The 12,869-nt window shown below is 60.0% G+C and carries 11 protein-coding genes; 8 read left to right on the top strand and 3 right to left on the bottom strand.

Annotated elements, in window-relative coordinates; translation table 11 throughout:
- The first annotated feature begins 34 nt into the window (after window positions 1-34).
- From dprA to rnr, 3 genes are all read left to right on the top strand, one after another.
- Window positions 35-1,207 (top strand): DNA-processing protein DprA, encoded by a 1,173-nt coding sequence (gene dprA, locus BXY39_RS13450; RefSeq protein ID WP_211332250.1) that lies wholly within the window; start codon window positions 35-37, stop codon window positions 1,205-1,207.
- Between the two features lie 148 nt (window positions 1,208-1,355).
- The gene (gene topA, locus BXY39_RS13455; protein ID WP_121939408.1) at window positions 1,356-4,004 is read left to right on the top strand and encodes a type I DNA topoisomerase; all 2,649 of its coding nucleotides are present in this window, start codon (window positions 1,356-1,358) and stop codon (window positions 4,002-4,004) included.
- A 122-nt stretch (window positions 4,005-4,126) separates the two neighbouring features.
- Window positions 4,127-6,424 (top strand): ribonuclease R, encoded by a 2,298-nt coding sequence (gene rnr, locus BXY39_RS13460; RefSeq protein WP_245999202.1) that lies wholly within the window; start codon window positions 4,127-4,129, stop codon window positions 6,422-6,424.
- Between the two features lie 17 nt (window positions 6,425-6,441).
- On the opposite strand, the gene BXY39_RS13465 is transcribed toward rnr, so the two are convergent.
- Window positions 6,442-7,209, bottom strand: coding sequence for a response regulator (locus BXY39_RS13465; RefSeq protein WP_121939410.1), 768 nt, complete (start codon window positions 7,207-7,209; stop codon window positions 6,442-6,444).
- A 286-nt stretch (window positions 7,210-7,495) separates the two neighbouring features.
- On the opposite strand from BXY39_RS13465, the gene rpmG reads away from it, so the two are divergent.
- Entirely contained in the window at window positions 7,496-7,663 is a 168-nt protein-coding gene (gene rpmG, locus BXY39_RS13470; protein ID WP_121939411.1) for a 50S ribosomal protein L33, read from the top strand.
- Between the two features lie 62 nt (window positions 7,664-7,725).
- Here the strand turns inward: rpmG and BXY39_RS13475 are convergent, their stop codons facing one another.
- On the bottom strand, window positions 7,726-9,105 hold the full coding sequence (locus BXY39_RS13475) for a PleD family two-component system response regulator (RefSeq protein WP_121939412.1): 1,380 nt from the start codon (window positions 9,103-9,105) through the stop codon (window positions 7,726-7,728).
- Window positions 9,106-9,108: 3 nt separating this feature from the next.
- Window positions 9,109-9,474 carry a response regulator gene (locus BXY39_RS13480; RefSeq protein WP_121939413.1) on the bottom strand — a complete coding sequence of 122 codons (366 nt, stop codon included), beginning with the start codon at window positions 9,472-9,474 and terminating at the stop codon, window positions 9,109-9,111.
- A gap of 235 nt (window positions 9,475-9,709) precedes the next feature.
- On the opposite strand from BXY39_RS13480, the gene BXY39_RS13485 reads away from it, so the two are divergent.
- From BXY39_RS13485 to BXY39_RS13500, 4 genes are all read left to right on the top strand, one after another.
- Window positions 9,710-10,000 (top strand): DUF3572 family protein, encoded by a 291-nt coding sequence (locus tag BXY39_RS13485; protein WP_170163843.1) that lies wholly within the window; start codon window positions 9,710-9,712, stop codon window positions 9,998-10,000.
- Entirely contained in the window at window positions 9,997-10,659 is a 663-nt protein-coding gene (locus tag BXY39_RS13490) for a hypothetical protein (protein WP_121939415.1), read from the top strand. Before BXY39_RS13485 ends, BXY39_RS13490 begins: the two co-directional genes overlap by 4 nt.
- Window positions 10,660-10,668: 9 nt before the next feature.
- Window positions 10,669-11,943, top strand: a complete 1,275-nt coding sequence (locus BXY39_RS13495) for a DNA polymerase IV (protein ID WP_121939416.1) — start codon at window positions 10,669-10,671, stop codon at window positions 11,941-11,943.
- A 121-nt stretch (window positions 11,944-12,064) separates the two neighbouring features.
- A complete protein-coding gene (locus BXY39_RS13500) occupies window positions 12,065-12,793 on the top strand; it encodes a GGDEF domain-containing protein (RefSeq protein WP_121939417.1) in 729 nt (242 codons plus the stop codon).
- Window positions 12,794-12,869 lie beyond the last annotated feature (76 nt).

The following is a 12,869-nucleotide window of genomic DNA, read 5'->3' on the forward strand; positions in this document are numbered from 1 at the left end:
ACTGTACCGGCACGGGGTCACAGACTGGCCGCCCATGACCGATATGCCTCTTCATGCACACAGTGCCGCCACACGCGGCCTGACCGAGACGGAACGTCTGGCCCGGCTGCGCCTGATCCGCACGGACAGAATCGGCCCTATCACATTCCGGCAACTGATGATGCGTTTCGGTACGGCGGTACGCGCCCTTGACGCCGTGCCGGACCTGTCGGCGCGCGGCGGCAGGGGCACCCCGCTGAGCCCGCCGCCCGCGACTGTCGCCGAGCGGGAGCTGGAAGCGCTTGACCGCATGGGTGGCGAAGACCTGCATCTCGGTACGGCCGAGTATCCCGCGCGCCTGGCCGAACTGGACGATGCGCCGCCGGTTTTGCTGACACTGGGACGGCGTACCCTGTTGAGGCACGACATTATCGGTGTGGTCGGCGCACGTAATGCCAGCGTCAGCGGCATCCGCATGGCGGAACGGCTTGCCAGCGATCTGGGCGATAGCGGCCTTGTCATTGCATCCGGTCTTGCACGCGGGATCGATGCGGCCTCCCACCGCGCCAGCTTCAATACGGGCACCATTGCCTGTATCGCAGGCGGTCTGGATATCGCCTATCCGCGTGAAAATGCCGAATTGCAGGCCGCTATCGCGGAAAAGGGGCTGCTTGTCAGTGAAATGCCGCCCGGCACACGCCCCCAGGCACGCCATTTTCCCCGACGCAACCGGATTATCGCGGGTCTCAGCCTTGGCGTACTGGTGATCGAGGCGGCGCAGCGTTCCGGCTCGCTCATAACGGCCCGCCTGGCGGCAGAAGCCGGCCGGGAGGTTTTTGCGGTTCCGGGGTCTCCGATGGATCCACGGTCACGCGGGACCAACAGACTGATCCGCGACGGTGCGGTTCTGACCGAGACGGCCGACGATATATTGGAAGAACTGGCATCGCTGCATGGCGGCATTCGCCGCCTTGCCGGACAGCAACCGGCCGACATGGCCCCCATACCGGAACACACTGCGGGCACCGTGCCGGTGCCGGCCATTGACGACGCCGAACGAAAAACCGTCTTCGACCTTCTCAGCCCCGGCCCCTGCGCGGTGGACGACCTGGTCCGGCTCAGCGGGCTTGCATCCGGCGCGGTTCTGGCCGCACTTCTGGAACTGGAACTCGCCGGCAGCGTGCAACGCCATCCCGGCAACCGCGTCAGCCGGCTGGAAACGCCATAAAATTCCTGCCCACATAACACTTTATGGTTTTTATTTCGGCATGGCGGGACGCCGCTATCAAAGAAGCCCGTTGCAATCCCCGGCACTTGGCTCTAGGTGAAGAAAACCGGCCTGCCCCAGCGATGGCAAGCCCGGCAAAGGGTTTGGTATGAATGTTGTGATCGTTGAATCGCCCGCCAAGGCGAAAACCATCAACAAATATTTGGGTAAGGATTTCAAGGTCCTGGCAAGTTACGGCCATGTGCGTGACCTGCCTGCCAAGGACGGCTCCGTCGACCCGGATCAGGACTTCACCATGCGTTGGGAAGTCGACCGCGACTCCCGCAAGCGCCTTAATGATATTGCCGCGGCGGTCAAGGATGCGGACAGACTGTTTCTGGCGACCGACCCCGACCGCGAGGGGGAAGCGATCAGCTGGCACGTCATGGAAGTGCTGGCACAGAAAAAGGCCCTGAAGGATGTCGACGTCAAACGCGTCGTCTTCAATGCGATCACCAAATCGGCCGTTCTGAAGGCAATGTCCGAACCGCGCGATCTGGACGGCGAACTGGTCAATGCCTATCTGGCGCGGCGGGCGCTTGACTATCTTGTCGGTTTCACCCTGTCACCGGTGTTGTGGCGGCGGCTGCCGGGCGCCCGCTCAGCCGGGCGGGTCCAGTCCGTGGCCCTGAGATTGATCTGTGAGCGTGAGGCCGAGATCGAGCGCTTCACCCCGCAGGAATACTGGACCGTGACCGCCGACCTGTCCGGTAGCGGCAATCCGTTTTCCGCCCGTCTTTACGGTATGGACGGCAAGAAACTCGGCAAATTTGACCTGAATACCGAGGCACTGGCGCACAATGCCGCAAATCGTGTTTCCTCGACCGCACTCAGCGTGGCGGATGTTGAAAAGAAACCGGCCAGGCGCAACCCGCAACCGCCCTTCACCACCTCGACCCTTCAACAGGAAGCGGCTCGCAAGCTCCGCTTTACCGCCAGCCACACCATGTCGGTGGCGCAGCGTCTGTATGAAGGCAAAACCATTGACGGCGAAGTGACCGGCCTGATCACTTATATGCGGACCGACGGTGTCTCGATGGCGGAGGAAGCCATACAGGCGACCCGCGCGCTTGTGGGCACCCGGTACGGCGACAAATATCTGCCCCCCCAACCCCGTCGTTACAAGACCAAGGCGAAGAACGCGCAGGAAGCGCATGAAGCCATACGGCCGACCGACCCCGGTCGCCTGCCGCAGCATGTCATGCAGGCCCTCGACCAGGATGAACGCAAATTATATGAACTGATATGGCGGCGGACACTGGCCAGCCAGATGGAAAGCGCCAGCCTGGAACGCACCACGATCACCATCACCGATGCGGCGAGGACACTGGAACTTCGCGCGACGGGCTCCGTCATCACCTTCGACGGCTTTCTGGCCGTTTACGAAGAAGGCCGCGACGATGAGGACGAGAAGCGTGAAACCCTGCTGCCGAAACTGACAGCGGGCGACAGGCTGACAACGGACAAGGTCACGCCTTCGCAGCATTTCACCGAGCCGCCGGCCCGGTACAGCGAAGCGACCCTTGTGAAAAAGCTCGAGGAACTGGGCATCGGCCGCCCGTCGACCTATGCCTCGATTTTGTCCAAACTGCGAGACCGCGACTATGTCGTCATGGACAAAACCCGTTTCGTACCGGCGGACAAAGGCCGTCTTGTCACGGCCTTCCTGGAAAAATTCTTCGAACGCTATGTAGAATACGGGTTTACCGCCAATCTGGAAGAACAGCTTGATCATATCTCGGCCGGGGAAGCGGACTGGAAAGCCCTGCTCAGAGACTTCTGGGCGGCCTTCAAACCCGCCACGGAAGAAGTCATCAGCCGCCGCAACTCGGAAGTGATCGACACGCTCGACGCTTTTCTTGAGCCGATGATGTTCCCGCAGATCGCAGACCAGGAAAACAGTGACGGGGCCGACGCCCGCCAATGCCCAAGCTGTTCCATCGGACGCCTCGGCCTTAAGATCAGCCGGCATGGTGCCTTTATCGGCTGCTCACGATATCCGGATTGCACCTATACACGGCCTTTCGGCAAGGCGGGGGACACGGCCGACACAGGGGCCGCCGACGGTGGTCCGAAAGTACTGGGCCAGGATCCCGATACCGGTCTGGATGTCGCCCTGAAAGACGGACGTTTCGGCCCCTATATCCAGCTGGGCGAAGCGGTGAAAGGCGAAGAGAAACCAAAACGCGCCGGCATCCCCAAGGATATGGATGTCGGCAGTGTCGACTTCGACATGGCACTGAAATTGCTGTCGCTGCCGCGCACCATCGGCATGCATCCGGAAACCGGTAAAGCCATTTCAAGTGCCATTGGCCGTTACGGTCCCTATCTGGCGCACGACGGGGCATATGCCAAACTGCCCTCCAGCGATGAGGTTTTTACCGTCGGTCTGAACCGTGCCGTCAGCCTTCTGGCCGATGCGGGCGCCAAGAAGCGCGGCGGCACCAAAACCGTGCTGAAGGATCTGGGCACCCATCCGGAGGACGAGGCGCCGATCCGTGTGCTTGACGGACGATACGGTCCCTATGTCAACCATGGCAAAATCAACGCCACCCTGCCCAAGGGGACGGAACCCGCCGACGTGACGCTGGAACAGGCCCTTGAATGGCTGGCCGCCAAGGCGGCGAAAGGCACTGGCCGCAAGAAAGCAGCGCCGAAAAAAACGGCCGCCAAGAAAACCACGGCAAAGAAAACGACGGCCAGGAAAACCGCCACCCGCAAAAAAACGGCAAAAAAGACCGAGGAAACGGCATCCTGACCGGTACGGTATGTCATCACCCTTGGGCGGCCCGTTTGAATGCCCGCCCGAATACGGGAAGGTGACGGCAACAGCATGGTATGGACCATGAAAACGACCCGGCCGCAAAAAAGGACGAAGCGGTGAGCAGCAAAACCGATCCCGCCCCCCCGCCAAGCCGGGACGAAATCCTTGCGTTCCTCAAAACCGCGGACGGCAAGATCACGAAACGGGAAATCGCCCGCGCTTTCAATGTGCGCGGCCCCGACAAGGTTCTCCTGAAAAAAATGCTGCGGGAAATGGCCGAGGACGGTCTGATCGCCAAGGATGCCGCGCGTGCCCTGCGGCCGGCCGACCGGCTGCCGGGTGTACAGGTAGTGGAATTCGCCGGACTGGACGACCACGGCGATGTTCTGGTCCGCCCGGCGGGCTGGAAGGACGAGGCGGCCCCGCCCAGGATTTATCTGGATGAACGCAGGCGGGGACGGGGAAAAGGGCCGCGCGTATCGGCCATGGGTCCCGGAGACAGGGCACTTGCACGGCTGATCCCCATTGACGATGGCGGCACACGCTATCGGGCGCATGTGTTGAAACGCCTGGAAAGCCTGCCCGACGATATTCTCGGTATTTTTCACGGCGGTTCAGGGGGCGGTCGCCTGCATGCCATCGACAAGAAAAATCGCGACGACTATCTGATCGCCGAAGGGGACACGGGCGGCGCCGTCGAGGGCGAACTGGTCCTGGCGCAGCCCGTCGGACGCGGCCGCCGCCGAGGCAGCGGCCCGCGCATGGCCCGCGTCAGCGAACGGCTGGGCGATGTCACAGCGGCACGGTCCATCAGCCTGATCGCGATCCATGCCCACGACATCCCTCATGTTTTCCCGGATGACGTTCTCAATCAGGCGAAAGCCGTCACACCGCCCCCTGTGGGCGCGCGCACCGATCTGCGCGCAATACCGCTGATCACCATCGACCCTGCCGATGCCCGCGACCATGACGACGCCATTTTCGCCGAAGCGGACAACGATCCCGGCAATCCCGGCGGCTGGCACATCATCGTCGCCATTGCCGATGTCGCCCACTATGTCAGCCCCGGCAGCGCACTGGACTGCGAAGCCCGCAAACGCGGCAACAGCTGCTATTTCCCCGACCGTGTGGTGCCCATGCTGCCGGAAGAACTGTCAGCCGGGCTGTGCAGCCTGAAACCGGGCGAAGACCGCGCGGCCATGGTCGTCCATATCTGGCTGGACGCACAGGGCCACAAACGCCGGCATCGTTTTGAACGGGCCATGATAAACAGCCACGCCAATCTGACATACACACAAGCGCAGAGGGCGCTGGACGGAATGGTGGGTGAGGCCGCAGGCCCCCTTCTGGACAGTGTTCTGAAACCGCTGGCAGGGGCCTTTGGCGCTCTGATGACCGCACGGGAGAGACGCCAGCCGCTGGATCTGGACATGCCCGAACGCCGGATTGAACTGGACGATGCCGGTCGTGTCACAGCCATAGCCTTGCGGGAAAGGCTGACCACCCACCGCATTGTCGAAGAATTCATGATACTGGCCAATGTCTGCGCTGCCGAAACGCTTGAAAAGCATCGCATGCCGCATCTTTACCGTATCCACGAAGAACCGCCCATGGACAAGCTGGAAACGCTGCGGGATTTTCTGTCCACGCTGGGCCTGACCCTGACGCGCGGTGCGGTCATGCAGCCGCGCCTGTTTAACGGTATCCTGGCACAGGTCGAGGGCAGCCCCCATGAACGTCTGGTCAATGAAGTCGTCCTCAGAAGCCAGACACAGGCCTATTACGGCGCGGACAATCGCGGACATTTCGGGCTGGCGCTGCCACGATATTCACACTTCACCTCGCCAATCCGGCGGTATGCGGACCTGATTGTCCATCGCGGCCTGATACGGGCGCTGAAACTTGGCAAGGACGGTCTCATCGACGACGAGATGGAAAACCTGGACGACACGGGAGAGCATATTTCCGCGACGGAGCGCCGCGCCATGGCGGCGGAGCGGGATTCCACCGACCGGTATCTCGCCGCCTATCTGACCGATCGTGTCGGTCAGACGTTCAAAGGGCGTATCAGCGGTGTGTCACGCCACGGGCTGTTTGTCGCGCTGGAACCATCGGGCGGGGACGGCCTGATCCCCATTTCCACCCTGGGACAGGATTATTACCGCCTGGACGAAACCCGACACAGCCTTATCGGCGAAAATTACGGCGAGGAATTTCGTCTTGGCGACGCCGTGGACGTCAAGCTGCTGGAAGCCAACCGCTTTACCGGGGGCCTCAGGCTGGAACTGGCCGGCGACCGGGACCTGCCCGCTTTCATCAGCGGCAAGCCGAACAGGCGCCCCAGACAACGCAGCGCCGGTGCATACGATAAAAACACCAAACCAGGCAAACGCCGAAGCAAAGCCCGCCGTTAGCCGGCCCGTTTGTGGGTTTACAGAATGCCCAGCTCGACAAAGACGTCGGCAACACTGTCGGCAAACTTGCTGCCCTTTCGCAGGATCGGCACGGTTTTCGGCAAGTCTTTCAGATGTTCGTCCTTACGGTCCACCGTCGCGATCAGCGCGACGGGAATGTCCCGGGTTGTCGGCATCGCCTTAAGGGCGCAGGCAAGGTCAATACCCGACAGTTCCGGCATAACGCGGGAGATGATCACCATATCGGGCCGCATGGACGGCACCAGATGAAAAGCATCCAGCGTGGAGGCGACGTTGACGATGCGATACCCGCATTCGATCAGCTCGCGGGTTACAATCTTGGTGGCGGTGCCGGGCTGCATCACCAGCATAACCTCGATATCGGTCACGGTGATGTCGCCGACTTCGAAACCACCCTTCATCGGCAGCTGGCGCACGAGGCTGGAAATATCCATCGTTTCACGCTTGACGAAGGCATCAAGGCACTCGGACATACGGTCGACAAAGACCTGCATGTCCCCCTGAATTCTGCCGTCCACCGCCTTGATATTGAAAAGATAGTCCTCAAAACGGTGGCACATCGCCTTCAGCGCCGTCATGTCGAAACTGGCGGCGACGGCCTTCAACGAGTGGGTATCCAGACGGATGGTGGCCAGGGTATCCTCCGACTTCACCATCCCGTCACGGAACTGAACAAGCACTTCGTTCATATTGGCAAGGCGATCCTCGGCCGCGTCAATGGCCTCGGTGCGAAGTTCCTGCATCAGATCTGCGTCGCTTATCATAAATCCCTATCCCACTGGCTTTGACGGTCTTTTAGGGGCATATCCCGGCCAAACCCGGCATGCACCCGTAACGATACGCGCCTTCATACACCCCTTGTTTCAGAAAAGTGTTACCGCACGGTTAGCACTGCTTTGTACGGTCTGACCACATTCGCGGTGCGCAATCTGGCCGAATTTGCATCTTGCGGTCATTGAGTCTTGACTTCTTGCCGCCGGCGACTATTGTCGCGCCCTCGAAGCGGCCGGATATGACGGGCCGACAGAATTTTCGTGGAGTTTAAGAGCCATGGCAAAACCGGCGAGCATCAAGATCAAACTGGTCAGCACAGCCGACACGGGTTACTTTTATGTGACCAAGAAAAATCCCCGCACCATGACCGAAAAAATGGTCAAGCGGAAGTATGATCCTGTTGTCCGCAAGCATGTGGATTTCAAGGAAGCCAAGATCAAATAGGACTTATGTCGATCTTTTCGTAAGCCGCGCCGGTTTCATCTGAGACCGGCGCGGCTTTTTATTTACCCATCGCGGTCGGCAACGACGACCTTGTTCCGGCCGCCTTCCTTGGCTGCATAAAGGGCCTTGTCCGCCACTTCGAGAAGCTGGCTGGGCGTTTCGTCGGCCTGACTGGCCGCAACACCAATGGAAACGGTGATGTTCAGGGGGCCGTCTTTCAGACCGACGTCAAAGGGATTGTCGGCAATTTCCTCGCGCAGGCGCTCGGCGATCATCAGGGCCCAGTCCACCGGCGTTTCCGGCATCATCACAACGAATTCTTCACCGCCATACCGGGCCGCCAGGTCGACACCGCGAATATTCTTGCCGATACGCATGGCAAATTCCTTGAGCACCCGGTCGCCGACGGCATGACCCTGCGTATCATTGACCCGCTTGAAATGGTCGATATCCATCATCAACACCGACAGGGTCTTGCCCTTGCGGTCGGCGGACTGAATTTGGGTCTCCATATGGCTGGTCAGATAGTGCCGGTTATACAGCCCGGTCACCGCATCCGTGGTGGCAAGCTGCATGGACATGTGGAAATTTTCCCACAATTTGTCGGCATAGCGTTTGCGCCGTAACTGCGTCTTGACCCGTGCCAGAAACTCCATGCGGTCAACCGGGCGCACCACATAATCATTGACGCCCATTTCAAGGGCCCGGACCAGCAGCTTGGTATTGCCGTCATCCACCATGACCAGAATGGGGACATGACGCGTTTCCTCAAAGGAGCGGAGTTTGGAACATACTCTCAGCCCGTCCGTATTGCGCATGGTCAGCGAAACAATGATCAGGTCGAAATTCTTTTCGCGCGCCCGTTCGGCCACATCGTCGCCGCCGGACATAAAGGTCAGTTCGCCCACATCGTCCAGCGCACGGGCAATCCGTTCCATGACGCGTTCCTGTTCGTCCACGATGAGAATGGACCCATCGGCCGGCAGATTGATTTCAAGCTCGGTGCTGGGCACGTTGTCCCAGCCCATATTGACGCCGGTGGCCTCACGGTTTCGCAGTTCATCCATCATGACCTTGAGACGGACCAGGGACCGCACCCGCGCAAACAGGGCCAGGTCCTGAACCGGTTTGGTCAGGAAATCGTCCGCGCCCGCATCCAGACCGGCCACACGGTCGGACGGCTGGTCCAGTGCGGTAACCATGACAACGGGGATGTGGGCAGTCACCTTGTCCGCTTTGATACGGCGGCAGACTTCAAACCCGTCCATGCCGGGCATCATCACATCAAGCAAAACGATATCGGGATGTTCACGACTGATGACTTCCAGCGCCTCCGGGCCGCTAAATGCCGTCAGAACATCGAAATATTCGCTTGTAAGCTTGGCCTCCAGCAGCTTGACGTTTGGGGGAACGTCATCCACCACAAGTACGCGTGCCGTCATGAATTACCCTACAAATTGTTTGACGGTCTCAAGAAAATGGCCGACCGAAATCGGTTTTGCGATATAGGCTTCGCAGCCGCCTTCGCGAATCTTTTCTTCATCGCCCTTCATGGCAAAGGCCGTGACGGCAACGACCGGTATGGCGCGCAGGTCTTCATCTTCTTTCAGCCATTTGGTGACTTCGAGACCGGACACCTCGGGGAGTTGTATATCCATCAGGATCAGATCGGGATGGTGCTCTCTCGCCAGATCAAGGGCGGCCATACCGTCACGGGTCTGGATCGTCTCATAATGGTGCGCTTCCAGAAGATCGCAGAACAACTTCATGTTAAGCTCGTTGTCCTCTACGATCAGGATTTTCTTCGCCATGATACACCCAGACTTTCCCGGCTTTTTTTAATGTGGCTTAATAATAGGCCGCTGCGAGTCTGCATGACAAGACTCTGTGACATGTTTAACTGAAGTCATTACATAACTGCAAAACTTGTACGGGCATGATGACCAAGGATTTATCTACGGGAAATGACGCCACAAATCGATACGATAGATCGGATATTAGGTAAAACAATTCCGTGATGGAATACCCGGTGTGATGGAAGGCCGTATGCTCAAGAATATGATGACACAGGACCGGGCCGAATTGCTTGCTCTTAGAGCCGTCGAGCACCTGATGCTGGAGGACGCGCGCCGGGATCGTTTTCTGGCACTGACGGGGCTCGACGAAGCGGCACTGAAAGAGACCATTGCCTGCCGCGAGGGACTGGCCGGGCTTCTCGACTTCTATGTCGGTTTTGAACCGGACCTGCTGTCCCTGGCCGATTATCTCTGCCTGCCCGCGGATGATATCACCACCGCGTGGGAGGTCCTGGCGGGGACGCAAAGGCACTGGACATGACCCTGAGCGCGGAACGCCATGCGGCACACGATCCGGATGACTTCGCCGGGACACTGGACAACCGTCCCCTGCTGCTTGTGGACGCGGATGAAGTGCTTTTGCGATTCGTCGAAAGACTGGAACGATATCTTGAAAGTCAGGGCCTGTTGTTGCGCCTGGACAGTTTCCGGCTAAGCGGAAATATCTTCACCCGGGACAGCGGCGCCCCCGTGCCGCCCGCGCATACCAAAGGGCTGATCAGCGATTTTTTTGATGCCTGTGTCGATGATATCGATGCGGTGCCTGACGCCGCGGCTGCACTTGACCGTTTGTCGGGCGCATACCGGATCGCCATTCTCAGCAATGTGCCGGCCCGGTGCCGGGACCGGCGCGCGGCAGCCCTTGCCGGTCACGGCATGGCCTTTCCCGTGCTGGCCAACAGCGGTGAAAAAGGTCCTGTCGTCCGCAGTCTTGCCGACCGGACACAAGGCCCGGTGGTCTTTATCGACGATCTGCCGCCGCAGGTCAGCTCCGTTGCCGCGCACGCCCCGGAAACCCACCGCATCCACTCGGTGGCGGACCCGCGTCTTGCCAGATTGATCGGCAAGGCGGAACACGCACATATCCGCCTTGACGACTGGACGGCGCTGGAAGCCCATCTTTTCGGTCTTCTGGCGTGAGGAAGGGTCATGACGTTCCTCTGCCGGGATTGCGACAGTGTGACCGACACGGACGGCGACCCCGCGCAAACCATCCCGGTGGACTGCCCTGTCTGCGGCCGGCCCCGCATATTGCGGCATCCCGAGCTGTTCAAGCTGAGTATCGCGCATGTGGACTGCGACGCCTTTTTCGCCGCCGTTGAAAAACGTGACAATCCGGATCTGAAAAACAAACCGCTCATCATCGGGGGTGGGCGGCGCGGCGTTGTCTCCACAGCCTGCTATATTGCCCGTATGAGCGGGGTCAGATCCGCCATGCCCATGTTCAAGGCGCGAAAGCTGTGCCCCGATGCGATCGTGCTGAAACCGGATATGGCCAAATACAAAACCGCCGGCGCCCAAATCCGCGAAATGTTCCAGGCACTGACGCCTCTGGTCGAGCCGCTCTCGGTGGACGAAGCCTTTCTTGACCTTGGCGGGACAGAACGGCTGCATGGTGTTCCGCCCGCCATTGCCCTTTGCCGTCTGGCCCGTGAGGTGGAGGAAAAGGTCGGCATCACCATATCCATCGGCCTGGCACCCAACAAATTTCTTGCCAAACTGGCCTCGGATATGGACAAACCCCGCGGTTTCACCGTTATCGGACAGGCAGAAGCCAAAGCCCGGCTGGCGGACATGCCCGTTACCCGCATTTTCGGCATCGGCAAGCGGACGGCAGCGCGCCTGACCGCCGACGGACTGACCGTCATCGGACAGTTGCAGTGTATGGAACAGGGCGAACTGATGCGCCGCTACGGTTCCATCGGCAGTCGCCTGTACCGGCTGTCGCGGGGCGAAGACAGCCGTACGGTCAAACCCGAAAGGGATGTGAAAAGCGTGTCCAGTGAAACCACGCTCAATTATGACGTCTCCGCCCCCGAAACCCTTGAGAAAATTCTTTGGAAACAGTGTGAATCCGTGTCGGCCCAATTGAAGCGCAAGAAGCTGGCCGGGCAAACGGTGACGCTGAAAGTGAAAACCAGCGTGCACAAAATCCGCACCCGATCACGGACGCTGGAAACCCCGACCCAGTTGGCGGATATTCTGTTCGATACGGGCCGGCAACTCCTCAACCCCCTGTGCGACGGGACGGCCTACCGACTGATCGGTATCGGCGCCAGCCATTTCCGCCCCCTGGACGAAGCGGACCCGGACGATCTGATCGACACGGCCCGCACCCGCCGCGCCCGGGCCGAAAGGGCCGTTGACAGTCTGCGGGACAAATTTGGCAAAAGCGCTGTCGTCAAGGGCCGCAGCCTGAAGTGATCCGGGCGCCACGCCCCGCTCACCCATCTTTTCAGAGAATATCGGCTTTTCGGAAAATATTGGCACACCCTTTGCTTATGAGCTTGCCGGGGGTGAAACATCTGTTGTTGGAGATACCCGGATGCTCGACCAGAACGCCACCAGATTGAAGGAAAAGGCTGACCTGAACCCATATGTCAGCGGGCTGGCCGCCCGTCTGGTTCAGCGTGCCACCGCATCCAGAATGAAGGTGGACAGCCAGGGCTGGCAACTGATCGCCGAGGTCATGAGCTATGCAGCCACGGCGGAACAGCGCATGGTCGAACTGCAGGAACGAATTTCCCACCTGGAAGAATTGTCCCAGACAGACGACCTGACGGGCATCCCAAACCGCCGGGGTCTGCGCAAGATGCTGGGCCAGACGCTGGCCAGTGCCGCACGCCACGGCGACAGCGGGGTTCTGGGCTTTATCGACCTGGACGGCTTCAAGGATATCAACGACCGGCACGGACACGCCGCAGGCGACGCTGTCCTGCGCCACGTAGCCGCCCTTTTGAAAAAACGCATCCGTCCCACGGATATTGTCGCCCGGATCGCCGGAGATGAATTCGCCATCATCCTGACGCGCTGCACAGCCGAACACGGCATGAAACGCCTGCAAACACTGAAGCAGATCATAGCCGGCAGTACGATCGAGTGGCATGGCCTGCCCATCCCCATAAGTTGTTCCATCGGGGGAGAAGCCTTTTCAGGTACCGCCGACCCGGCACAGCTGATCGCACGCGCCGACAAAGCCATGTACGCCGACAAAGCCGCCGGCAAAAACGCTGGCAAAGCCTGTCATGGACACATGGCCGCCACCGGCCGGTAAACCGCCTTTCCTCCTTGACCGTGCCGGCCGGGCATTCATTCCCTTTGCCTCGGGGGCTGCATCTGCTATAGGCCGA

It is taken from the genome of Eilatimonas milleporae (genome assembly GCF_003688555.1).
Taxonomy (GTDB): Bacteria; Pseudomonadota; Alphaproteobacteria; order Sphingomonadales; family Kordiimonadaceae; genus Eilatimonas; species Eilatimonas milleporae.

Coding starts and splice junctions, on each gene's coding strand:
- dprA (WP_211332250.1), top strand. CDS start 35: ATGACCGATATGCCTCTTCATGCACACAGTGCCGCCACACGCGGCCTG.
- topA (WP_121939408.1), top strand. CDS start 1,356: ATGAATGTTGTGATCGTTGAATCGCCCGCCAAGGCGAAAACCATCAAC.
- BXY39_RS13465 (WP_121939410.1), bottom strand. CDS start 7,209: ATGATAAGCGACGCAGATCTGATGCAGGAACTTCGCACCGAGGCCATT.
- rpmG (WP_121939411.1), top strand. CDS start 7,496: ATGGCAAAACCGGCGAGCATCAAGATCAAACTGGTCAGCACAGCCGAC.
- BXY39_RS13475 (WP_121939412.1), bottom strand. CDS start 9,105: ATGACGGCACGCGTACTTGTGGTGGATGACGTTCCCCCAAACGTCAAG.
- BXY39_RS13480 (WP_121939413.1), bottom strand. CDS start 9,474: ATGGCGAAGAAAATCCTGATCGTAGAGGACAACGAGCTTAACATGAAG.
- BXY39_RS13485 (WP_170163843.1), top strand. CDS start 9,710: ATGCTCAAGAATATGATGACACAGGACCGGGCCGAATTGCTTGCTCTT.
- BXY39_RS13490 (WP_121939415.1), top strand. CDS start 9,997: ATGACCCTGAGCGCGGAACGCCATGCGGCACACGATCCGGATGACTTC.
- BXY39_RS13495 (WP_121939416.1), top strand. CDS start 10,669: ATGACGTTCCTCTGCCGGGATTGCGACAGTGTGACCGACACGGACGGC.
- BXY39_RS13500 (WP_121939417.1), top strand. CDS start 12,065: ATGCTCGACCAGAACGCCACCAGATTGAAGGAAAAGGCTGACCTGAAC.